23 protein-coding genes and 5 pseudogenes are annotated in these 21,794 nt (G+C 69.3%); 19 read left to right on the top strand and 9 right to left on the bottom strand.

Going from position 1 to position 21,794, the window contains the following annotated elements:
- A partial coding sequence (locus CCN42_RS22095) for an IS701 family transposase (RefSeq protein WP_086738117.1) occupies window positions 1-924 on the top strand: 924 nt, incomplete at its 5' end.
- Window positions 925-1,137: 213 nt separating this feature from the next.
- Here the strand turns inward: CCN42_RS22095 and CCN42_RS22090 are convergent.
- The 3 genes and pseudogenes from CCN42_RS22090 to CCN42_RS22070 all read right to left on the bottom strand — a co-directional run.
- Window positions 1,138-2,090: pseudogene (locus CCN42_RS22090) on the bottom strand (IS481 family transposase); the annotation flags it as partial.
- 470 nt (window positions 2,091-2,560) lie between these two features.
- Window positions 2,561-3,829: a phospholipase D-like domain-containing protein gene (locus CCN42_RS22080; protein ID WP_245877412.1), complete on the bottom strand. Its 1,269-nt coding sequence runs from the start codon at window positions 3,827-3,829 to the stop codon at window positions 2,561-2,563.
- 1,024 nt (window positions 3,830-4,853) lie between these two features.
- Entirely contained in the window at window positions 4,854-5,684 is an 831-nt protein-coding gene (locus tag CCN42_RS22070; RefSeq protein ID WP_086738111.1) for an alpha/beta fold hydrolase, read from the bottom strand.
- 69 nt (window positions 5,685-5,753) lie between these two features.
- Between CCN42_RS22070 and CCN42_RS22065 the strand changes: the two genes are divergently transcribed.
- From CCN42_RS22065 to CCN42_RS22050, 4 genes and pseudogenes are all read left to right on the top strand, one after another.
- Complete coding sequence (locus CCN42_RS22065) at window positions 5,754-6,209, top strand: MarR family winged helix-turn-helix transcriptional regulator (RefSeq protein ID WP_086738109.1); 456 nt, start codon at window positions 5,754-5,756, stop codon at window positions 6,207-6,209.
- A 206-nt stretch (window positions 6,210-6,415) separates the two neighbouring features.
- A complete protein-coding gene (locus CCN42_RS22060) occupies window positions 6,416-6,841 on the top strand; it encodes a hypothetical protein (RefSeq protein WP_086738107.1) in 426 nt (141 codons plus the stop codon).
- Window positions 6,838-7,121: pseudogene (locus tag CCN42_RS22055) on the top strand (DUF4267 domain-containing protein); the annotation flags it as partial. The gene CCN42_RS22060 and the pseudogene CCN42_RS22055, both read left to right, overlap by 4 nt.
- Before the next feature lie 4 nt (window positions 7,122-7,125).
- On the top strand, window positions 7,126-8,460 hold the full coding sequence (locus tag CCN42_RS22050; protein ID WP_245877413.1) for a transposase: 1,335 nt from the start codon (window positions 7,126-7,128) through the stop codon (window positions 8,458-8,460).
- 64 nt (window positions 8,461-8,524) lie between these two features.
- Here the strand turns inward: CCN42_RS22050 and CCN42_RS22045 are convergent, their stop codons facing one another.
- A complete protein-coding gene (locus CCN42_RS22045; protein WP_143661983.1) occupies window positions 8,525-8,707 on the bottom strand; it encodes a hypothetical protein in 183 nt (60 codons plus the stop codon).
- 81 nt (window positions 8,708-8,788) lie between these two features.
- Here CCN42_RS22045 and CCN42_RS22040 point away from each other — a divergent pair, with 81 nt between their 5' ends.
- The 3 genes from CCN42_RS22040 (at window position 8,789) to CCN42_RS22030 (ending at window position 11,003) form a co-directional block, all read left to right on the top strand.
- Window positions 8,789-9,193 (top strand): VOC family protein, encoded by a 405-nt coding sequence (locus CCN42_RS22040; RefSeq protein ID WP_086738102.1) that lies wholly within the window; start codon window positions 8,789-8,791, stop codon window positions 9,191-9,193.
- Between the two features lie 248 nt (window positions 9,194-9,441).
- Window positions 9,442-10,098, top strand: coding sequence for a CatB-related O-acetyltransferase (locus tag CCN42_RS22035; protein ID WP_086738100.1), 657 nt, complete (start codon window positions 9,442-9,444; stop codon window positions 10,096-10,098).
- The gene (locus tag CCN42_RS22030; protein WP_086738098.1) at window positions 10,095-11,003 is read left to right on the top strand and encodes a Vgb family protein; all 909 of its coding nucleotides are present in this window, start codon (window positions 10,095-10,097) and stop codon (window positions 11,001-11,003) included. The genes CCN42_RS22035 and CCN42_RS22030 overlap by 4 nt, the downstream gene beginning before the upstream one ends.
- Window positions 11,004-11,226: 223 nt before the next feature.
- Here the strand turns inward: CCN42_RS22030 and CCN42_RS22025 are convergent.
- Window positions 11,227-11,646: pseudogene (locus tag CCN42_RS22025) on the bottom strand (site-specific integrase); the annotation flags it as partial.
- 56 nt (window positions 11,647-11,702) lie between these two features.
- On the opposite strand from CCN42_RS22025, the pseudogene CCN42_RS46185 reads away from it, so the two are divergent.
- A pseudogene (locus tag CCN42_RS46185) lies at window positions 11,703-11,801 on the top strand (putative ATP-grasp-modified RiPP); the annotation flags it as partial.
- 8 nt (window positions 11,802-11,809) lie between these two features.
- Complete coding sequence (locus CCN42_RS44655; protein WP_245877410.1) at window positions 11,810-12,352, top strand: MvdC/MvdD family ATP grasp protein; 543 nt, start codon at window positions 11,810-11,812, stop codon at window positions 12,350-12,352.
- Here the strand turns inward: CCN42_RS44655 and CCN42_RS22010 are convergent.
- Together CCN42_RS22010 and CCN42_RS22005 are read right to left on the bottom strand one after the other, a co-directional pair.
- Window positions 12,295-12,663 carry an STAS domain-containing protein gene (locus tag CCN42_RS22010; protein ID WP_086738096.1) on the bottom strand — a complete coding sequence of 123 codons (369 nt, stop codon included), beginning with the start codon at window positions 12,661-12,663 and terminating at the stop codon, window positions 12,295-12,297. The two genes, CCN42_RS44655 and CCN42_RS22010, sit on opposite strands and share 58 nt — an antisense overlap.
- Window positions 12,660-14,048 (bottom strand): PP2C family protein-serine/threonine phosphatase, encoded by a 1,389-nt coding sequence (locus CCN42_RS22005; RefSeq protein WP_245877409.1) that lies wholly within the window; start codon window positions 14,046-14,048, stop codon window positions 12,660-12,662. Before CCN42_RS22005 ends, CCN42_RS22010 begins: the two co-directional genes overlap by 4 nt.
- Window positions 14,049-14,269: 221 nt before the next feature.
- Between CCN42_RS22005 and CCN42_RS22000 the strand changes: the two genes are divergently transcribed.
- On the top strand, window positions 14,270-14,497 hold the full coding sequence (locus CCN42_RS22000) for a cold shock domain-containing protein (RefSeq protein ID WP_086738115.1): 228 nt from the start codon (window positions 14,270-14,272) through the stop codon (window positions 14,495-14,497).
- Between the two features lie 467 nt (window positions 14,498-14,964).
- On the opposite strand, the gene CCN42_RS21995 is transcribed toward CCN42_RS22000, so the two are convergent.
- On the bottom strand, window positions 14,965-15,606 hold the full coding sequence (locus tag CCN42_RS21995; RefSeq protein WP_086738093.1) for a carbonic anhydrase: 642 nt from the start codon (window positions 15,604-15,606) through the stop codon (window positions 14,965-14,967).
- A 387-nt stretch (window positions 15,607-15,993) separates the two neighbouring features.
- Here CCN42_RS21995 and CCN42_RS21990 point away from each other — a divergent pair, with 387 nt between their 5' ends.
- The 5 genes from CCN42_RS21990 (at window position 15,994) to CCN42_RS21970 (ending at window position 19,767) form a co-directional block, all read left to right on the top strand.
- Window positions 15,994-16,545 (top strand): YwqG family protein, encoded by a 552-nt coding sequence (locus tag CCN42_RS21990; RefSeq protein WP_086738091.1) that lies wholly within the window; start codon window positions 15,994-15,996, stop codon window positions 16,543-16,545.
- A 223-nt stretch (window positions 16,546-16,768) separates the two neighbouring features.
- On the top strand, window positions 16,769-17,176 hold the full coding sequence (locus tag CCN42_RS46180) for a trypsin-like peptidase domain-containing protein (RefSeq protein ID WP_211294771.1): 408 nt from the start codon (window positions 16,769-16,771) through the stop codon (window positions 17,174-17,176).
- A gap of 570 nt (window positions 17,177-17,746) precedes the next feature.
- Complete coding sequence (locus CCN42_RS21980; protein ID WP_143661982.1) at window positions 17,747-18,484, top strand: site-specific integrase; 738 nt, start codon at window positions 17,747-17,749, stop codon at window positions 18,482-18,484.
- Entirely contained in the window at window positions 18,484-18,810 is a 327-nt protein-coding gene (locus tag CCN42_RS21975; protein WP_086738085.1) for a DUF4265 domain-containing protein, read from the top strand. The genes CCN42_RS21980 and CCN42_RS21975 overlap by 1 nt, the downstream gene beginning before the upstream one ends.
- A 261-nt stretch (window positions 18,811-19,071) precedes the next feature.
- A complete protein-coding gene (locus CCN42_RS21970; protein ID WP_245877408.1) occupies window positions 19,072-19,767 on the top strand; it encodes a hypothetical protein in 696 nt (231 codons plus the stop codon).
- A 170-nt stretch (window positions 19,768-19,937) separates the two neighbouring features.
- Here CCN42_RS21970 and CCN42_RS43800 read toward each other — a convergent pair whose 3' ends face one another.
- Complete coding sequence (locus tag CCN42_RS43800; protein ID WP_211294770.1) at window positions 19,938-20,324, bottom strand: hypothetical protein; 387 nt, start codon at window positions 20,322-20,324, stop codon at window positions 19,938-19,940.
- On the opposite strand from CCN42_RS43800, the gene CCN42_RS46175 reads away from it, so the two are divergent.
- The 3 genes and pseudogenes from CCN42_RS46175 (at window position 20,220) to istB (ending at window position 21,681) form a co-directional block, all read left to right on the top strand.
- Entirely contained in the window at window positions 20,220-20,474 is a 255-nt protein-coding gene (locus CCN42_RS46175; RefSeq protein ID WP_422641180.1) for a Mu transposase domain-containing protein, read from the top strand. The genes CCN42_RS43800 and CCN42_RS46175 overlap by 105 nt on opposite strands.
- Window positions 20,362-20,826: a hypothetical protein gene (locus tag CCN42_RS43795; protein ID WP_422641179.1), complete on the top strand. Its 465-nt coding sequence runs from the start codon at window positions 20,362-20,364 to the stop codon at window positions 20,824-20,826. The genes CCN42_RS46175 and CCN42_RS43795 overlap by 113 nt, the downstream gene beginning before the upstream one ends.
- Window positions 20,827-20,890: 64 nt before the next feature.
- Window positions 20,891-21,681 (top strand): annotated as a pseudogene (istB, locus tag CCN42_RS41480) (IS21-like element helper ATPase IstB).
- Window positions 21,682-21,794: the final 113 nt, after the last annotated feature.

Raw genomic sequence — 21,794 nt, 5'->3', positions numbered from 1 at the left:
TGCGGCTCCGCGTCGGTCGGGGTGGCCCGCCAGTACTGCGGCGCGGTCGGCAAACGGGCGAACTGCCAGGTCGCGGTCAGCGTGCATGCCGCCACCGACATCGCGTCCTGCCCGCTGGACTGGCAGTTGTATCTGCCGCGCGAGTGGACGCACGAGCCGGACCGCTGCCGCAGGGCAGGAGTCCCCGACGACGTCGTCCACCAGGAGAAGTGGCGGCTGGCGCTCGGCCTGCTCGACACGCTCTGCGAGTGGCAGGTGAAAGCGCCGGTCGTGATCGCTGATGCCGGTTACGGCGTCAGTACCCCGTTCCGGCTCGGTCTCGAGGAGCGAGGGCTCTCCTATGTCCTGGCGTTGACCGGGAAGGAGGTGGCCCATCCGGAGAATGCCCGGCCGCACCAGCCTGCTTATGGCGGGCTCGGTCCGCCGACGCTGCCCCGCTACCGCACCCCACCGCGAGCCATCTCGGTCCTCGCAGCCGAGGCCGGTGCCGGCCGGTTCACCGAGGTGACCTGGCGCAGCGGCAGCAAGGGTGCGATGACCTCACGGTTCGCGGTGCTGACGGTCCGGCCGGCGGGCAAGCAGCCTGTGTCCGCCGCCCAGGAGGCGGGCGGCGGCCGCAACCGGTGGGACGGAGTCTTGCCCACCCAGACTCTGCTGGTCGAATGGCCGGACGGCCAGGACGCTCCGACCGGCTACTGGATATCGAACCTGCCCGCCACCACACCGGTCGCTGACCTGGTGCGGTGGGCGAAGATGCGCTGGCGGATCGAGCACGACTACCGCGAGCTCAAGCACGGCCTGGGCCTTGACCACTTCGAGGGCCGCACCTGGCGCGGCTGGCACCACCACGTCACCCTCGTCACCGCCGCCCAGGCATTCCTCACCCTGCGGCGGCTCGACCCAAAAGTCCGCATACCGGCCTGACCCTCTACCAGGTCCTCGATCTCCTCCAGGACCTGCTGAGGTGCTGGACCGGCACCTGCACCACCTGCGGACGACCGCTACCCACCCGACGAGACCGCCACAGACAGGCCAGAACCTAACGAAGTACTACTAGTCGCCGAGCAGACCTTCGCCCTGCTCCACCCGTTCAAACGCCTCGCGGTCCGCTGGGAACAACGTATCGAACTCCACGACGCTGTATTGACCTGGAGCGTTGTTGACGCGGCTGATCGGTGGGTGGCCGCCGAGTGCGGTGTGGCAGCGGTGGTGGTTGTAGGTGTGCAGGAGGTCTGCCAGGGCGGCGGTGCGTTCGTCATTGCTGGTGTAGGGCCGCAGGTAGGCCCATTCGTCGAGTAGTGTGCGATTGAAGCGCTCGACCTTGCCGTTGGTCTGCGGCCGGTAAATGCGGGTGAGCTTGCCGGCCGCGCCGAGGTCGGCCAGTGCCTGCCGCCAGGCGAAGCTCTTGCGGTAGGGCCAGGCGTTGTCCGTCAGGACCGTTCGATGCGGTCGATGCCGCAGGTGGCGAAGAAGGCTGCGGCCCGCGTCAGGAAGGCCGCGCAGGTGGCGGCCTTCTCATCCGGGTGGACTTCACTGTAGGCCAGGCGGCTGTGGTCGTCGACGGCGGAGTGGATGTAGTCATAGCCGGTGGTGCGGCGACGGTCGGGGCAGGCGGCACGGCCGTGGACACCCCAGCCCCTGCCCTCTGGGATGCGGCCCAATTTCTTGACGTCCACGTGGATCAGTTCGCCGGGCCGGCTGCGTTCGTAGCGGCGGATGACCTGTCCGGTGGGCCGGTCCAGGAAGGCCAGGCGGTTCAGGCCGTGCCGGACCAGGACCCGGTGCACGGTCGAGGTGGGCAGGCCCAGGATCGGCCCGATGCGGGCCGGGCCCAGCTTGCGCTCCTGCCGCAGCCGGCAGATGCAGTCCTCCACCGCTGCTGCCCTGCGGTGCGGCGTCCTGTGGGGCCGGCTCAAACGGCCGTGCAGGCCGGCCTCGCCCTCTGCTCGCCAGCGGCGCAGCCACTTGTGGGCCGTGGCTCGGGAGATGCCCATCTCGGCAGCGACATGCGCGACGGGGCGGCCCGAACGGACACGCTCGACCAGCAGCCGCCTGCCGCGAACGGTCAGCCGGGCATTACGGTGGGACACGAAGACCTCCGTGCGGTGCAGTCCTAGACAGCTCCACCACACCGGAGGTCTTCGCCATGATCAAGCCCCGTGACCGTCAACAACGCTCGTGATCAAGACAGCTAGTGACGCGGCCACGGCGGGCCGCACTGGGCACCGGCGGTGGCTCTCCGTGCTCCATCAGTACCCGTACGGTGCCCTCGGCCCCGCGCGCTACGGGTTACCCGACAAGGGTGAGCGGCGCAGGGGTGCGTTCCCCCTCACGTGCGTGGTCCTCTGAGATCGCCCAGCCCTCCGTCCTGACACGGACCCGACCAGGACTGTTCGCCCGCGGCTCGGACGGATTCGGCCAGCGCCTTGGTACTGCGTACGGAGATCCAGCTCCAGGCCGAGTAGTCCGCGCCCGCACGCGCCGGAGGCCGGGTTCCCCATGGGAGCCCGGCCCTCCGGCCGTTGCCGCCGCCGTCCGTACGGGCCGGCGACGGTGCGGGTCAGCTGCCCGCGCAGTAGCTCATGAGCTGCACGTGGTTGGCCTTGTACTGGTCGAAGACGGCGGCGTTGTCGATCTTCAGCAGCGTCTCGTCGTTCGACCGCAGCGCCTGGTACGAGTAGTTGTGGCTGCCGGTCCAGACGATCTTCTTGCCGGCGACACCCTCGTACGTGCCGTTGACCAGCAGGTACTTGGAGTGCAGACCGATGTTGCCGGTGCGCCCGGCGGGTGGGGTCTCCCAGCACTCCACGCGCTGGGTGAGCTGCCCGGAGAGGATGCCCTCGACGGTCCTGCCCATGGAGTTCACACCGTCGCCGCCGCCGTTGGGGTCACTGTCGTGGGCGAGGATCACCGAACAGCCCGCGTCCACCATGGAGACCATCTTGTCGGCGATGTGCGTCCGGTAGAAGAGGTTGGCCGCGATGCGCACCTCGGAGCCCGCCGCGCAGTTCACCTTGTCGAGGATCAGCTTGACCGTGTCGGTGGAGGCGTCGGTCTGGTAGGTGGTGCCGGACGTCTCCTTGCGCGGGAAGAAGTACGCCTTGTACGCCGGGTTCGTGGTGCTGATCGGCGTCTTGTAGTAGTGGCTCAGGCCGGCGCCGGCCGCGTGGGCGACCTGGTCGTCGAAGTAGGCCCGGTAGATGTCGTAGAGGCCCTTGTCGACGAGGGTCACCGCGTTGTTGTGCAGGCGTTCGCGCTGGTGGGTCGTCAGGTTGAACGAGGTCTGCACCACCACGTTGTCCGCCCCTCCGGTGTGGGAGAAGAGGACGAACTTGTTGTGGTTGATCGGGTAGTCCGGCGAGCCGTCGGACTTGGTCAGCGGGCGGGTGCCGATGCAGCCGCGGTTCCTGCCGCAGTCCAGCAGCCACGAGGGCTGGGTCCGGTCGGTGCCCAGTGCGGTGCGCAGGGTCTCCAGCTCCCCGCCCACGGTCACGGTTTCGGAGGAGAAGTGGTCGAGGATCACCTGCACGGAGACGCCCCGGTTCTTGGCCGCGATCAGCGCGTCCCGGACGGGGCCGTCGGTGAAGGTGTACATCGACATGCGCACCGAGCTGCCCGCCGGGGCGTCGCCGATGAGCGAGACGAGGTGGTCGCGGATCCTGTTCTGGTCGGCGGCCGTGCCCGCGGGGTCGTTGAAGACCGCCCCGGGCGTGACGGTGACCGCCGCGGCCGGGATGGACGAGGCGAGAACGGCGGTGAGGGCAACGACCAGCCCGAAGAGCCAGGATCTGCGGTGCGGATGCACACCGACCTCCAGTACGTACGGCACCCCATGGTGAGTGCATGACAAGTAGGGCATTACGAACCCACGGGACGCGGGGCGCGGGCCCCGGGACCCCGGAGCCCGCGCCCCGCCGGGCCCGGACGTGAACATATCCCAGCGGCCGGGCGGCCCTGCGGGCACCCGGCGGCGCAGGGGCAACCCTCAGGCAGTGCTCCAGGTCCGCGCGCGCATACCTCGGCGATGAGGATCCGGTCGTCGGCACGCTGCGCCAGAGATGAGTAGCTCCAGCGAGGCGCTGGTCCTGCCGCGCACCCGCGAGCGGGGGTGGCACGCGGGGCACAACGCTCGTCACCGAGGTCGTTGGCGTAGGCCTCGCGCGCCTCGGGCGTCCACTGCGAGGCGCCGGAGTCATAGGCCTGCGCGAGCGGGACCAGGTGGTCGACGTCCAGACCGCCAGGGCTGCTGATGAAGAGGTTGTCGTAGGCGCTGTACCACTCCCCACCCGTGAGCCGGCAGGGCGCGGTCTGCTCCGGGGCGAGGAACGCCTCGTCGAGCATGCGGTGTCGCCGCTGCTGCCGTCGCCGTCCTGAGCGGCTGGCGGCTGAGCGTGGTGTTCCAGGCGAGGGCGCCGAGTGCGGTGAGCACGGCCAGCGTCGCGTACAGGGCGGTCCACATCCACGGCTCGTGCCGGATGACGCTGGAGGTGGCGGCGGCCGCAAGGAAGGCGGCGGAGATGGCGTAGAAGCCGGAGAGCCGCCGGTTGCGGCCCTGGAGCTGGATGGGGCCCCACCGCGCCAGAGTGCCTTGGCCCAGCGGGCGGAGTCCGGCCGGGCAGCGGCATCGATAAAGAGCCTTGCCGCCCTCGGCGCCGCCACCGACCCGCTACCCTTCCGGTCCCTCACCACCGAACGGCTTGCCGACTCGCTTGACCGCGTAGTGAAGCAGCGGGCACACAACCGAGCCGCCGCAAGAGCGGCGAAACATCTGGCGGCCGAGAACGGAGCAGGTCAGACACTCAAGACCATCCAGCAGATGACTGATGGATGACACCAGTCCGAGTGGATCCGCCTCAGCCCAGGAACGCCGTCAGGTGTTCGTTCAGCTGCTGCGGCGCGGTAAGGGGCAGCGAGTGGTGGGTGGCTCCGGGCAGTACCACCACCTTGCCCTGCGTGAGCTTCCGGCAGGCTCGGTCGGCGACCTTCCCGGCGTGGTGGGCGCGGCTGTGTTCCGCGAGCAGGACCAGGACGGGCATCCGGAGGTCGGCCACCCGGGGGCGGGAGCCTGTGATCAGCTTGCGGCCGGGAACGGTGGCGGCCAGAGCGTACAGGCGCTGCCAGGACTTGTCCGGGTGGGTCCCCGCCGTCTCCCATGCCAGGAAAGCGGCAGCGCGGGCCTGACTGGGGCGGAGGAGGAGGGGCAGTGCGCGCAGCAGGTAGCCGGGCCGGAAGCCGGCGAAGACCTGGGTGGGGTCGAGGAGGGCGAGGCGGTTGACGCGCTGGGGTGCGTGGAGTGCGTATCTGACGGCCAGCCAGGCGCCGTACGAGTGGCCGCACATGTGCGTACGGGTGAGGCCCAGCCCATCCAGCAGGGAGTCCAGCCACGCGGTCAGGTCGTCGGCGGTCTTCAGAGGTGTGCCGCCGCTCCGGTCGGTGCGGCCGGCGTCGCCCAGGAGATCCACGGCATGGATGCGGTGACGCCGGCCCAGAGCCGGTGCGTTGGCGAACCAGACCAGACCGGTGGCGGAGCCGCCGTGCAGCAGCACCAGCGGGGTGCCGTCGGCCGGGCCGTACACATGGACCCGGGTGCGCCCGTAGGGGGTGACGATGTCGCGTTCCTCGGTGGAGTGCGGCCAGTGGCCGCGGAGTTCGTCGTAGGCGAGGTCGAAAGCGGTCCGGGACACTGGGCTTTCCTCTCGTCGAGCGATAATCTCGGTGAGCGAGATATTACGCATGGGTCCCAGGGAGGGTGAATGAACGACCAGAGTCCGGTGATGGAGCTGGTCCACGTGCTGCGTGCGGTGACCGTGGAGTTCGACCTGCTCGGCGCCGAGTTCGCCGCACGTCACGGTCTGCACCCCACCGACGTACGCGCGTTGATCCACCTGCTGGACGCGGCGCGGCAGGACATCCCTGCCACGCCGGGATGGCTCGGTCGTCAGATGCGCCTCAACTCGGCCGGTACCACCGCCCTGGTCGACCGGCTGGAGCGGCTCGAACTGGTCCGGCGCACCAAGGACACCGTCGATCGGCGACGCGTGCTGCTGGAGGTGGAGGAGAAGGCTACGGAGCTCGGCTGGTCCTTCTTCGGGCCGGTGATCGCCGAGGTGGTGGCGGTCGCGGAAGGCTTCGACACGGGCGAACTGGAGACGGTGCGTAGCTTCCTGACCGCGGTACTTCATTCCACCCAGCAGGCACGAGCGACCTGACCGGTGCCGCTGCGCGGCCACGACAGGCTGGGCGAGGTGGCGCGAGGGGGGAGCCGCTCCCACCTCGCCGCCGCGGGCCGACTACGCGCCGGCTGTCCTCTCGTCGGCCACCTTCCGCCTGCCTCGTACAGGGCGATCCGCCATGCGGCCGAGGACCAAGATCAGCACACGTCTACTGCCCCAGGGGCAGAAATGGAGATCGTGAGATGGCCACTCAGGTGTCACCGACGGTGAACGGATGTCGTCACTCTTCATTCCTCAGGACCGCGGGCGCTCTGCAGACGCTGACCATATTTCTGCAAGCCGTGTCCGCCGGTCTAATGCTGACCTCCGCTTACGGAGAGACGCTGCACAGCGTGGGAGCCCGTGTGATGTACGGCGCGACCATGCTGTACGTGCTCGCGGCGGTGCTGGCGTGGAAGCCGGGCGGCGGCTCGCTGCGGCCCGTCTGGCACGCTTCGGGCTTCCTCGCCCTCGCCTCGGCTCAGGTCTTGCTTGGCATCGCCCACGTTCCGTCCCTGCACGTGCCCCTGGGTGTGCTGACGTTCGGACTGAGCGTGCTGGTGCTCGTCCCCCGCCGAAGACCGACACATGCACAGGATCACCGCGGCGATGATGGAGCCCTGACGTGACCGTCATCGCCTACACCTTGGCGGCCGTCCTCGACCTCTTCGTGCTGTTCATCGGCGCCCGGTTCCTGCTGCAGCCCCGAGCTGCCGCCGCGGGTTACGGCGTGCCGGCCGCACGAGGCGGCGAGGGGGCGTACCTCACCGTTAAGGGACTTCGTGATGGCACCTTCGGCATCGTGGGCCTGGCACTCCTCATATTCGCGGGCGCGGTGCCGAAGCCTGGTTCATGCTCAGCGTGGCACTGGCACCGCTCGGCGACACTTTGATCGTGCTGCGCCATGGCTCGCCTGCACTTCGCCGCCCTGGAGCCGGATCCCGAACCTGCCTCCCTGCGCCAGCTGCGCGAGGCAGTGGAGGCGATGCTGCCTCGGCTCAGCCTGCCGGAGGCACTGCTTGAAGTGTTCTCCTGGACCGGCGCCGACCAGGCGTTCACCTCGGTCACCGGCGGCGAGGCCCGGCTGAAGGACCTGCACGTGACGATCGCCGCGCTCTTGGTCGCGCACAGCTGCAACGTCGGCTACACCCCGGTCATCGGGGCCGCGGACGTGCTGAGGTACGGGCGCCTGTCCCATGTCGACCAGACGTATCTGCGGCTGTCGACGTACCGGGCCGCCAACGCCACGCTGATCGACTACCAGGCAGCCATCCCGCTCGCGCAGGCGTGGGGCGGCGGCCTGGTCGCCTCCGTGGACGGCATGCGGTTCGGCGTCCCCGTGCCGTCGGTGTACGCGCGGCCGAACCCGAAGTACTTCGGGCGCCGGGGCGGGGCATCCTGGCTGAACATGATCAACGACCAGGCGGCGGGGCTGGGCGGGAAGGTGGTGGCCGGCACCCCGCGCGACTCGCTGTACGTGCTGGACGTCCTCTACGACCGCAACGGCGGCAAGCGCCCGGAGATGATCGTCACGGACACCGCGAGCTACAGCGACATTGTCTTCGGGCTGCTCACCTTGGCGGGGTTCGCGTACGCGCCGCAGCTCGCTGACCTGCCGGATCAGAAGATGTGGCGCATCGACCGCATGGCCGACTACGGCGCTTTCCAGGACGCGGCCCGCGGCCGGATCGATCTCGCCAGGATCGAACGGCACTGGGAGGACATCCTGCGGATCACCGGCTCCATCCACACCGGCGCTGTGCGCGGCCTACGACGTGATCCGGATGCTGTCCCGCGACGGCCGCCCCACCCCTCTCGGCATGCGATCGCCCACTACGGACGGATCGCCAAGACCCTGCACATCCTGCGCCTGGCCGACGAGCCCGGCTACCGGCGGCAGATCAAGAGCCAGGCGAACCTCCAGGAGGGTCGCCATGCCCTTACCCGGAAGATCTTCCATGGCCGGTCCGGGCAGCTCTACCAGCGCTACCAGGACGGCATGGAAGACCAGATCGGCGTCCTCGGCCTGGTCCTCAACGCACTCGTGCTGTTCAACACGTGGTACATGGACGCTGCGGTCAACCAGCTGCGGGCGGACGGCTTCGACGTCCTCGATGAGGACGTCGCCCGCCTCTCCCCGTTCGTGCGGCACCACATCAACATGCTCGGCCGGTACTCCTTCCAGCTTCCCGACCTGCCGGGCGGCCTGCGTCCGCTTCGCGATCCGGGCGCCACCGACGAGGAATGACCCAGGGTCCCTGGCCCGCACCGACGGATGGGAGGACCCTGGAGACATGCGTCCGGCGGTGCGGTCAGTGCGGCATGGAGCGGCCCAAAGGCAGCGGGCGGTCGCGCCGGTACTGCGACTCGGCCTGCCGTACAAGGGCCTGATGGGTGACGCGGGCCCACTGGGCGGCGATCGACACCAGCATTGAGGCGATGCGGACTTCCTCGGATGACGCCTCGACAGCGTGAGCGTTGCTGTCTAAGATCACGGGCACGGCATCGCGTGTCGGTCACCGTCTGGGTGAGGCATGGAGGTGCCCGTGAGATTGCCTTGCGGAGGCATTCCACACATGTCAGTCGAGTTGAATCACACCATCATCCACGCCCGGGACAACCGGGAGTCGGCCGAGTTCCTGGCGCGCATCCTGGGGCTTGAGGTCGGGACAGAGTGGGGACCGTTCGTTCCCGTGGCCACCGGCAACAGGGTCACACTGGACTTCGCCGCCGTCCCGGCGGAGTCGATCGTCACGCAGCACTACGCGTTCCTCGTCTCCGACGAGGAGTTCGACGCGGCCTTCGCACGAATCCAGCAGGCCGGGATCACGTACTACGCCGATCCGCATCTGAAGCAGCCTGGAGAGATCAACCACCACCACGGTGGGCGCGGCCTGTACTTCATGGATCCGGCCGGGCACGGCATGGAGATCATCACACGGCCCTATGGCAGCCAACTGGAGCAGCCGGCGGCATCCTGAGGCAGTGGCAGGCCAGGGCACACCCTGGCCTGCACTCCGTGGCGGGGTTCAACTGCCGTGCGAGCGCCTCTTCCGGGTCACCGACCCCAATGGGTGCGATCGTCCAGTTCGTCGAGCGAGTCACTCCGTCTGCGCCCGAGAAGGCCTGAAGTCCCGCCGCGTCAGGCCGCATCCGAGCCATGCCCCGGCAACGCCTGGCCCCCGACCGCGTGCGACATATCGCGCAACCTCTGCAAAGGACCCCAACGTTGTCACCTGACCCGACCACCGTTCACCCGCTGCCCGCCCACGAACGCGTGGTGTTCCTCAACCCGCTGGTCACCTCACCGAATATCGCCGTGGGCGAATACACCTACTACGACGACCCGGACGGTGCCACGGACTTCGAGCACCGCAACGTCCTCTACGCCTATGGGCCGGAGCGTCTCATCATTGGCAAGTACTGCGCGATCGCCTCGGGGACCACATTCCTGATGGCCGGTGCCGAGCATCCGTCGATGGGGGTGTCCACATACCCGTTCACCATGTTCGGCGGCCGATGGGCCGAGCAGACCCTGGACATCGTCACCGCCATGCCCAGCCGCGGCGACACGGTCGTCGGCAACGACGTCTGGTTCGGCTACCGGGCAACCGTCATGCCCGGCGTACGGATCGGCGACGGCGCCATCATCGCGGCCGGCGCCATGGTCACCGCCGACGTGCCGCCCTACACGATCGTCGGCGGCAACCCGGCCAGGCCGATCCGGCAACGGTTCGACGACGCCGGCATCGAGCGGCTGCAGCGCGCCGCGTGGTGGGACTGGCCCGCCGACCTCGTCACCGAACACGCCCGCACCATCATGGCCGGAACCCCGGCCGACATCGAACGCATCGCCACCGAGCACGGATTGGGGAAGCCCCTTTGAGTCATTCGCCCCAGGTATCCATCGAAGAGCACACGGTGGCCGACAGGACGGCCGGACCCTACGCCCTCACCACGGGACCGGACGGCGCGCTGTGGTTCACCCTCGTCCACAGCGGCCGGATCGGGCGGCTCGTCCCCGGCGAGGAGCCGACGAGCCACCGGCTCGACCCCGACAGCGGGCCGACCGTCATCACCCCCGGCCCGGACGGCGCCCTGTGGTTCTCCCAGCATCGGGCGGACCGGATCGGGCGGATCACCACCGACGGTGTCATCGACGAATTCGGCATTCCCACCCCCGGCTGCGGGCCGTTCGGCATCGCGGCGGGACCCGACGGTGCGCTGTGGTTCACCGAGACCGCCGCCGACCGCATCGGCCGTATCACCGCCACCGGCCACATCACCGAGTTCCCGCTGCCCGTAACCGGCGCGTTTCCCTCAGCGATCACCGCCAGTGACGACGGCGGTATGTGGTTCACCCTCAACCAGGCCAATGCCATCGGGCGGATCGACATGGACGGTGCGGTCACCCTCCATCCCCTGCCGACGGAGGCGGCAGCGCCAGTCGGGATCGCCGCAGGCCGCGACGGAGCGCTGTGGTTCGTGGAAATCGCCGCCGGGCAGATCGGACGGATCACCCCCGACGGGCAGATCACCGAGTTCCCGTTGCCCGACCGCACCGCCCGACCGCACGCCATCACCGTCGACGGCGACGGCACCGCATGGTTCACCGAATGGGGTGGCAACCGCGTCGGCACCCTCACCCCTGACGGGTCCCTCACCGTCCACGACCTGCCCACCCCTCACTCCGAACCACACGGCATCACCCCCGGCCCCGACGGAGCCCTGTGGACCGCACTGGAGATCGGCGCACTCGCCCGCATCGCCCCAGCGGACAGCAACACCTGACCAAGCTGCCCACTCACTCCCTGACTTTGTTCACGAGTCGTCACTCATGAGCAATGCCACACACCCCATCAGTCCTCTCGATCAAGGTCACAACCACTCCGCCCCAAGACGAAACCCGACGTCACCACCAACGACACCGGGCCGAACGGATGCGAGGGATACTCAACGCTCCGAGATCATCCCGTGGCGGGTTTCTGGTGCATCTGGGTCACACCAGCAGGGCTCAGCGGCGCGCATCGCCAGGCGCGAGCAAGCTCGTCAGCTGCGAGATCGCCTCAGGGGACGGCTTGAAGTAGCGGCGGACGTTCTCCGGCTTCTTGTGCCGGGACTTCGCCATCAGCATCAGCAGGGAGGCACCCTGCTCACCGAGGTGGGTCAGGGCGGAATGGCGGTACTCGTGCAGGTCCCAGCCGGTGCCCGGCCCGCGTACGGCGATGTGCTCGTCCAGCAGCGCGCGGGCCTGGCCGTAGGAGAGGCGGGCCAGGCCGGTGCCCCGGCACAGGTCGCGCGGGCTGACGACCTTCCCCGGGCCGGGGCGGCGGTGGGTGACGAACACCGGTCCCCGGATACGGCCTTTGAGCAGTCGAGGCAGCAGCCGGGCGGTGCCTGCGTCCCAGTACACGGTCTCCAGCACGTGGTCCTCAGACCGTCCTTGCCGCCCAGGCCCCGTCAGTCGCCCACCAGAGACGACGTCGGCTTAAGACCGCGGGCACGGCGTCGGTGTCGGGGGGCGGTGACGGGCAGAGCCCGCAGCCGCAGACGCAGGACGACAACACCACCGACTACGAGTCGGACTGAGGCGTGTGATGGCTGGCCTCGTCCTGGTCGTCACCGCCCTGGAGGACGTCACCGCGGACCGGGTGATCGGTGCGCTCAACGAGCGTGAGGTGCCGGTCGTCCGCGTCGACCCGGCCGACATCGGGCCGCAACTGTCCTTCGGCGTCCGCATCGGTGCCGGGGCGCCCATCTCGGGCGGCCGGCTGCGCAGGGCCAGCCGCGAGGTCGAACTCGGGGAGGTGGCCGCGGTGTACTACCGCCGCCCCACCCCGTACGTTGCGCGCTCTCAGCATCTGCCGGTCCAGCAGCGCGACTTCGCCGCTACCGAGGCCCGGCACGGGCTCGGCGGGGTATGGCGCACGCTCCCGCCGCTATGGCTCCGGCGGCATTGCGACGCATCGCAGCGCCGGAACAGCGCGCGCCGCGACCCGTACATCAGTCGCGGCGCGCGCTTCGCCATGTCCGCCCGGCGCTGGCGGCGGGGTCTGCTGCGCCGGACGCCGCCCCTGGAGGGTCAGGCGGTGGTGCCGTTGCCTTGGCGAGCGGCAAGTGCGGCGTCGGCGGTGGGGTAGGCGGGCAGGAAGGCGTCCATCCCGGTGACGCTGAGCAGACGGCCCAGCCGGTCGGGGATGGCCGACAGGGTCAGGGAGCCGTCGGCGTCCTTCGCACAGCGCCAGATGCCGACGAGGGCTCCCAGTCCTGAGGAGTCGCAGAACGTGACGCCCGACAGGTCGGCGACCAGGTCGGGGTGACCGTCCGCGATGAGTTCCAGGGCGCGGGCCCGGACGGCGGGGGCGGCGCTGATGTCGAATTCGCCGGACAGCGCGATCACGGCCAGGGCGCCGTCGGTGTGCGGGACGTCGATGCGGAATGCGTCGGTCATGGGCGTCGGTTCTCCTGCCCGACGGAGGCGCCGGCGGTCGGGGCGGCGGCGCTGTGGGCGGTGGTGGTGATGCCTGCGGGAGCGGCATCCGCGGTGGGGACGGAGAGGGCCAGCAGGGCTACGTCGTCGCGTTCGGTGTCGGGGAGGTTGTCCAGGAGCGCGACGGTGTCGTCGATCAGGGTGCCGGCACTGACCGGCGTGGGTCGCTGAGCCAGGAAGGCCATCAGGCCCGTGTCGGCGAGCATCTCACCATCGGCGGTGCGGGCCTCGGTCAGCCCGTCGGTGTAGAGCAGCAGTCCCTCGCCGGGTGCCAGGTGCAGGGTGCGTGAGGCGAAGGTGGCCTCGGCGAACGCGCCGACCAGCATGCCGCCCTTGGCGCGGACCGCCTCGACCCGCACATCGCCGTCCTCGGCGGGGCTGAGGTGGTAGGCGGGCGGGTGACCGCCGGTGGCCAGCGTGACCGTGAAACCGCCGTCCCGGTCCGGATCGAGCAGGCCGAAGATGGCCGTGCAAAAGCGGGTACCGACCGCCGCGTCCAGCAGCAGCGCCGTGTTCAGGGCCTTCAGTGCCGCCGTGGGGTCCGCGTCGACGAGGGCCGCGGCCCGCAGCGTGTAGCGGGTCAGTGAGGTGACCGAGGCGGCTTCGGCGCCCTTGCCGCACACATCGCCCAGGAAGAACGCCCACCGGCCCCCTCCCACGGGGAAGACGTCGTAGAAGTCGCCGCCCACTTCCTGCGGGGAAGCGGTCTTGTAATGGCAGGCCAGCTCCAGCCCGGGTACCGCGGGCAACATGGGAGGCACCAGGGTGCGCTGCAGGGTGGAGGCGAACGCGGCGATGGCCGCCTTGTCCCGCTCCGCACGCTGCCGGGCCTCTTCCTCCGCCTGGCGCTTCTCCTGCTCGACCTTGCGGCGCTCCTGCTCGGCGCGCACCACGTGCAACGCCGACAGCCGCAGCTCCAGCTGGTCGCGCACCACTGCGGCCAGGTCCGCCAGCGTGGCAGAATCCGCCTCGCTGATCTCGCGGGGGCGGGTGTCGAGGACGTTGACCGTGCCCAGCCGGTGCCCGTCGGCGGTGATGATCGGAGCGGCGGCGTAGAACCGCACCCCCATCGGGCCGGCGACCAGCGGATTGGAGCAGGCCACCGGGTCAAGCAGGGTGTCGGGGATGACGGTGGTGTCATCGGTCAGCACCGCCGAGGCGCACAGGCCCGGGTCACGGCCGATCTCGGTGACGCCTTCCAGCCCGTGCGTGGCCTTGAACCAGATCCGGTCCTCGTCCACGATCGTCACCGTCGCCACCGGCACCTCGAACAGTCGCGCGGCCAGAGCTGCGACTCGGTCGTATGCTCCGTCCGGCGGAGTGTCGAGAATGTCGTAACGGCGCACCGCCGCCAACCGTGCCGCCTCGACCGCGTCTAGAGGCTCGCTCGGTGCTATCGCAGGCGGGCTCGCTTGCTCCGGCATGTCCCTCGTCTCGCTCATCCCCCCAGGAAGGCACCGACCGGACAGCCAGCGCCCTGGAACTCTACCGAACGCGGGCCGACACACCCGATCCGACGCTGAGCCTCATGGAACTGCCGCCAGAGCCTCAACCCGCCATGCGCGCGATGGTGAGCAGAACGCGCGACGGCCCCGGCCGGCGATGGTGCCGGCCGGGGTTCAACGCCGAGAAGGGCTTCGGCTTCATCGAGCAGGACGGTGGGGGCCCGGACGTCTTCGCCCACTACTCCGAGATCAACGGCAACGGGTACCGAGAGCTCAAGGAAGGTGAGCACGTCACCTTCGACATCGGCCAGGGCCAGGGCCCGCAGGCGCAGAACATCACCCGCGGCTGAGCGGGCAGGAGAGAGCACAGAGTGAGGCGGCTGCCCGGTCCGGCAGCCGCCTCACTCATGCCCATCCGCGAGCCACGACCGGCTTGGACCGCCGGTTCGAGCGTCACAGGCCCGTCACCGGCTCGGTGAGGGGCATTCGTCGTTAGACGGGGACCTGTGCCTGGGTGTTGAAGGTGACCGATCCGGCCTTCTACCTTCGGCGGCGAGCGCATCCCCAGTCCCGGTGGGCGCCCGGGTCAGCGTCCCCAAACGTGGGGCCCGCCCCCTTGCCGCTCAATCTGTCGGATGCGGCGACGTCCGGATCGCTCCAGCGAGAAGATCCTGGCCAGCGGCGATTCTCGCGCAGAGCACCAGCCCGAGTCCCTGCTGCTTCTCCTGCCCGGCGGCTGTGGCGGGGCGCCCAAGATCGGGATGTGCGCCCACCGGTCAGGCCGGGGCACCACAGGTTGTGCCCCGGACCGTGGTGGTCAGGAGGCAGCGGGGACTGCGGCATCGAGGCCGCGGGTCACGACGCGCTGTGCGCTGCCGTCGGCCAGGCGGTAGGACAGGCCCACCACGGCCGTCCGGCCGGCGGCCACTCGATCGGCCAGGACGCGGGAGCGTTCCAGCAGCAGGTCGACGGTGCGCTCGATGTGCTCGGCGAGGATGTCCTCGGGCTGGTGGTGTCCGGCGGCACGGGCCGCGAGCACGCTGGGGGTCACCCGCTCGACGACGTCCCGGACGAAGCCTGCGGGCACGTGGCCGCCGTCGGCGGCGGCGCTGGCAGCCGCGATGGCCCCGCACGAGTCATGGCCCAGCACCACCACAAGCGGGCAGTCCAGCACGCTCACGCCGTATTCGATGCTGCCCAGTGCTTCCGCACCGGCGACGTGCCCCGCGGTGCGCACCACGAACAGGTCTCCCAGGCCCTGGTCGAAGATGATCTCGGCGGCCAGCCGGGAGTCGGAGCACCCGAACAGCACGGCGAAGGGCTTCTGGGCGGGTGCGATCTGGGCGCGGCGGGTGGCGTCCTGGTGGGGGTGCTCAGGGGAGCCCTCGACGAAGCGCTGGTTACCGGCCATGAGCAGCTCGAAGGCATCGCGGGGCGTCGGAGTCTGGGTCTGGGTCATGGCCCGCAGCCTACGATCCGGCACCAGCCGCCGCTGTTTCAGGCCTCGCCCGGAGTGTCCCGGGCCGGTTCAGTCCGGGTGGCGCCGATGATGAGGCATAGCGTGTGACGGAGGTTGCGGGTGGTCTGAGACCTGCATCGCCGGGTTGCAGGTCCGTACGGACGGTGCCGCCGGGATGCGTCTGTTGGGCTGGGGGGGCGTCCTGCCGCTCTCGAGGGGTCTGGCCAAGCCCGTCGCAACCGAGTCACCACGCGGAACACAGCGCCGCCTCCGGGCTGGCTGGGCACCCCTGCCGAAGCGGCCCTCGAGGCCCTGCCCGGCGGATCTTACCCGGCAGTGCACGGTCCCCCTCGGTTGGGTGAGACAGGTCGCGCCTAGGCTTTGGCCATGCTGCTGGTACACGGCGGGAAAGCCGTAGATGACGCTCCCGGATTGCGCACGGGGGGCGTGCCGCTCGTCCCGGAGGGATTTGTCTGGCCGAAGTGCCGCGAATGTGGCGGCCCTCTGCTGTTCTTCGCTCATCTGCCCCTCGAGGCAGACGTGATCGCGGTCTTCCTCTGCCAGAATGACCCGGGCATGTGCGACGACTGGGACGCCACTTCCGGGGCCAACCGCGCCTTCGTGTTCAGAGGTCCGCTGTCGCCGGCCACCGTCCCCACCGAGGGCGAGACGCTGCTCGGTGCGGTGACCGCCCTGCGCCCCCACCCGGCCGACACCCCCACCACGGAGCCGGTGCTGGGACGGCTGGGTGGCGAACCGCACTGGATCCAAGGTGACGAAACCCCCGGCTGCCCCTCCTGCTCCGGCCCCATGGCATTCACGGCCGAACTCGAAGAGGGAGCGGACTTCGAGACGTCCGCCAACTTCGGCGGCGGCGGCCTCGGCTACGTCTTTCACTGCCGTCCCTGTGGCGAGGCTGCCTTTCTCTGGCAGCGATGAAGGCGGCCCCGAGCTCATGAGCCCTCAGATGGCCTGTCGAACACGGTGTGGCCGAAAGCGCTCTCCTCGAACTGATACGAGGCAGGTGATCCTCGGGGAGGGGGAGGCGGAGCGAGCCCCTCGCGTTTCTCTCGGACGGAATGCGAGAAGGAACGATGGAATTCGACAGCGCAGCGCCGGGGGACGCCGCCGTCGCCCGTGTCCTGACGGTTCCGGACGTCCGATGGGAGCCGGGTTCCTCAGCGGGCTGCGGGACATCCTGACCTGTACACATGTGGTCGCGGGCGTGCTCGGGGTCCCGCCCGAGGAGCCGGGATTGCCCGAGGGCCGGTTGTACGTCGACTTTCCCCTCGCCCGGCCCGGCCACCGGATCGCGGCGCGCGTGGTGGTCTGGACCCCGGTCGGCGGCGAGGGGCGGGGTGACGTCACCGTGGTGCGGCTGCTCTCCGAACCGCCGGCCAACGCCCCGGTGGCCCGGCTGGTGGACGACGGGGCGAGCCCTGCCAGCTCCACCGGATACCTGAAGACCACCATCACCGCCGGCCGCGACGGATACTGGCGCTACAGCTACGCCGGCAACACCACCACCGCGGCAGTCAACGCACCAGGCGACCACGTCGACGTACGGTAGCCATCAACCATCGTCCAACAGCACGCTGAATCCAACATGCAGAGCACTCCGCAACTCGCCGTACGCTGGCCCGTGTCCCTGTGAACCCGCTGCCAGTTGCACCAGCGCACGCCACACCCTGAGCAGGCGACGCAGTCGCAGACGTCTTGGGACGGCCGATCCAGCCCGCTTCAGGTCGACGAGATGTATTAGCAGACGCGACGGAAGGTGGCTGCTGACCCGATGGCGGCCGAGCCGGACTTGTCCCGGATACGGACTTGGCTTGCTCGGCCAGCAGCCCGGCCTCACGAGTGTCATCGGGGCCCGGCAGCCGGCCAGCATCGGCAAGGTCTTCACCGTGCAGGGCGAGGCAGTGAGATCGCCCAGCGCACCCACAACGCGATTCCCTCCAACCACGTCCTGGAGGCCTTCGAGGATCTGGACGAGCTGCTGGACGACCGACCCGACACCGTGCAGACCTGGTGCGACACACGCCTGGAATTCCTCGCAGCCGGGATCCGGGCGGAGGACGACGCCTGGGTCGCGATTTTGCGCAACGGCAGCCGACGTCGGCGCCCCCGCGCCCGGTCCATGATCATCACCCAGCTCAGGCTGGTCCAGCCGTTCCCGCGCGAGCGGACGGCGGCCTACACCACCCTGCGTCAGGTCACCCGCGACGACATCACGAGCTGGCTCTCCGACCGCCCCAACCGAGTGCACGAGGCCAGTGCCCTGCGGAGCCTGTTCGGCGTGCTGAAGAAGGAACGGCTCGTCTTCGCCAACCCGATGCGAGGGGTGAGGACAAGCGGGAACCACGTCTCGGTACCGATTCCGCTCACCAGCCAGGAAGTCGACGCCGTCGCCACCGCAGCTGAACAGGATCCCGCCCTGCGGGTGGTCGTCGCCCTCGCGGGCGTCCACGCATTGCCCGCCCGCCGCATCCGCGCGCTCCAACTGGACCAGGTCGACCTGCCCGGCCGCCGCCTGGATCCGGCCGACAGCAATCGCCCGCTGGACGACTACACCGCCGAGGCGATCACCAACTACCTGGCCCACCGGCGCCGACGCTGGCCCAACAGCACCAACCCTCACCTCCTGGTCAACCGCAACACGGCCACCACCACGACAGCGGTCCGCACCTTCTGGCTCGACCGCCTGGTCAATCGGCTCCCCGTCAGCCTGGACCGGCTCCGACAGGACCGAATCCTCGAAGAAGCCGCCGCCACCGGAGCCGACCCGCTCCCCCTCGCCCACGTCTTCGCCCTCAGTGCCAAGGCCAGCCTCCGCTACACCACCGCAGTCGCACAGTCCGTCGCGGAACAGACCTGATGCAAGCCCTGGGCAGCCACCAGGTCGTCCTGTCGGACGCTGACGAAGTCGCTGAGCTGGTCGCTCTCTCCTCCCATCGTGTTCTGCGGTTGCTCTTCGTCCCGGGCCTGCCCCCGGCACAACTGAACGGGGCAGTCGATCGCATCAAGAAGGAGATCGGTATGGCGGGACTGCTGAGTGAGTGGAGCGGTGACCGTCACGTCGCCGTCGACATCCCGCCCAATACGGATGCCTCTCAACTGTTCGCGATCATGGAACACGAGGTGACGGGGGGCCGAGCGTTCTGGGAATGGGCCGACGCCATGCCGTTTTCCCCACGACGCTGAGCCGACCAGCCAGTCCGGACTGCTTCCAGGTGTCGAGGTACACGTCCCGATGCCCAGCCAGGTACACCGGAACGTGCCCAGTCGCGGGGCGGCTGCATGATGCCGGTCCCTCGCGTGGCCCGTGGCCGCAACTGAGATCATGAACCTGTGCCCGAGGAATCGAATCTGTTGTCAGCCCTATGGCCGCTCGCCTTATCTGGTGCGACGGACTGGCTGCTTGAGCTGTGCGGCGACGGTTTGACCGGGTTCATGCCGTCGGCGATGCCAGATGCGGCCTGGGTGCTCAACGCCATGTACGAGCATGGGCACGAGCCGGGCGACGTATCGCACCACGAGTACCGCCAGACACGTCTGGCGGACGGGAGCACCCCGCGCGACATCGTCGCGGGCATCGATCTCGACGCCGTGAGCGTCGCCATGGGAGGCGACCTGGGCCGCGCAGAGCACCCCGGCCCCGGCTGGCGGCGTCTGCGCTGGGCGGAGCTCGCCCGGCGGACCGGCGACCCCATCGTCCCCGACGGGCTGCTGCCCTCCTTCCGTTGCTTTCCCTCGGCCACGAAGAACGGCAGCTGGCCGCTAGGCATCGTCCCTCCCACCGAGGGGAGCCTGGACCGTGAGACCTGGACCCGGCTGATCGACATCCTCACCGAGCAGAGCCCCGCGGGCCCGAACACCCGCTGCCTGGCCTACTACAACCCGCTGACGGTCGGGGCCGTCGACTTCGACAACCTCCATGTGCGGGCGGGGCGCCTCGGCGACGCCGAGGTCCTCTACGACATGCCCGAGGCCGGCCTGGCCGACTTCAGCCCCGCCAACCTCTGGGCCGAAGACCGCTCATGGGTCCTGTGCACCGACTATGACCTGTGGGCCACCAAGGTCGCCGGGCCTCCGGCCCTCATCGAGGCGCTGCTGATCGACACCGGTGTCGAGGCGGTACGGCTGCCCTGGGCGACCTGAGGGCGAGCTGTACCGGCCCGTCCCCGCCCCGAGATGCGAGCGCATTCACGTGTACCAGACTGAGCACATTCACCTGTACGCCGACACCAGGCCGAACTCGGTCTCTCCATGCGGCAATAGCGCCCAAGCTTCCGTGGGTTCGCCCGGCCGACACTTCAGAATCTCTGAACTCACGGAAGATCGGGATCGAGAGCTTCTATTGTCGGCCCGGCATCGACGGCACTCACGAGAAGGGCGGGGTCAAGGGGCAGATCGGTTATTTCCGTCGCAACCACTTCACCTCGGTTCCCGAGGTCGCCTCGTTGTCGGAGCTGAACGAACTGGTCGAACAGTGGGACCAGCACGACGGCCAGCGCCGGATCGGGTCCCGGCCGCGAACGATCGACGAGTACTTCGAGGTCGAGCAGCCGCTGTTGATGCCGCTGCCCGAGGAGCCGTTCGAGACCGGACGGGTGTTCACGCCTCGCGTCGACCGATACAGCCAGATCGCGGTCCGCACCAACCGCTACTCCGTGCCGGTGAGGTTGATCGGCAAGCGGGTCAGGGTGATGCTGCATGCCTCTCACCTGGTGGTTTCACGAGAAGAATGTGGAAGTGGCCCGCCACGAGCGGCTGATCGCCAAGGGCAGTTGCCGCCTGGAACTGGACCACTACCTCGAAGCCCTGATCCGCAAGCCAGGCGCCTTTTCCGGCGCGACCGCGCTTGAGCAGGCCCGCTCCGCCGGCAAGTTCACCCCTATCCATGACGCCTGGTGGGCCGCAGCGGTCAAGGCACACGGCGACACCGAAAGCACCCGAGCCTTGATCGAGGTGCTCCTGATGGCCCGGCACATCCTGCACGAGCACCTGGTGGACGGCCTGGCGACAGCGTTGCGGGCCGGGGGCCCTGACCGCGGACGCGGTCGCCTTGGAGGCCCGCAAAGCCGCCCAGACCGAAGACGAATCCGCTCCAGCAACCTCGTCTGCGCTGGCCACCGGGCAGCCGTCGGCGACGTGACGTTCCTGCACGAATGGAAGCTGAACCACCTGCCGCCGGACACCAGGCCACTGCCTTCGTGACGCCCTACGACCAGTTGCTCCGACGTCGCGCCAGCGGCGGTGACCACCGAGAGGGGGAAGCGCAGTGTCCCTGCCCCGCCAGCGAGGACTGACCGAGCAAGCCGCCACCACCGCCATCGAGACCGCCTGCCGTTTGCTACGGCTGCCGTCAATTCGCAACGAGTTCGCCGACATCGCCGACGGGGCCGCCAAGCCAGATGACCTACCGCGGCTTCCTCGCCGAGCTGCTGATGGCGGAGTGCGACGACCGGGCCCGCCGACGCTCGGAACGGCGGATCAAGGCAGCCGGGTTCCCGAGGGAGAAATCGCTGCGGACCTTTGGCTTCGACGCCAACCCCAACATCGACGCGGCCACCGTCGACACCCTGGCCAGCTGCAAGTGGCTCAAGAAGAGCCAGCCGCTCTGCCTGATCGGCGACTCCGGCATCGGCAAGTCCCACATGCTTATCGCTTTGGGGACCGAGGCCGCCATGAAGGGCTACCGCGTCCGCTATACGCCCGCTACCAAGCTGGTGAACGAGCTGGTCGAAGCCGCCGACGAAGCAGCTGAAACAAGACCGTTGTCCGCTACGGTCGCGTCGACCCTTTGTGCATCGACGAGCCCGGATACATGGAACTGGACCGGCACGGCGCCGAGCAGCTTTCCAGGTTTTGACCGAGCGGGAGGAGAAGAATAGCGTCGCCATCGCCTCAAACGAGTCGTTCGGAGGCTGGACGGAGACGTTCACCGACCCCCGTCTCTGCGCCGCCATCGTCGACCGGCTCACCTTCAACGGCACCATCATCGAGACCGGAACCGACTCCTACCGCCTGGCCAGCACCCGAGCCCGTGCCGAACACGCAGAAGCAGGCTGATCAACCGCTCTACAGCCTGGCCGGCAACCGCTGAAGGCCGGCCAGGACGACATCACCCGAGCGGGACAGGCCCTACAACGCGGGGACCAGCGTCTAGCGCGTGTCTCTTTGAT

Source organism: Streptomyces glaucescens (assembly GCF_002154375.1).
In the GTDB taxonomy this organism is placed as follows: domain Bacteria; phylum Actinomycetota; class Actinomycetes; order Streptomycetales; family Streptomycetaceae; genus Streptomyces; species Streptomyces glaucescens.
The sequence above is the reverse complement of the archived record's forward strand: the minus strand, read 5'-3'. Positions and strand labels throughout refer to the sequence as shown.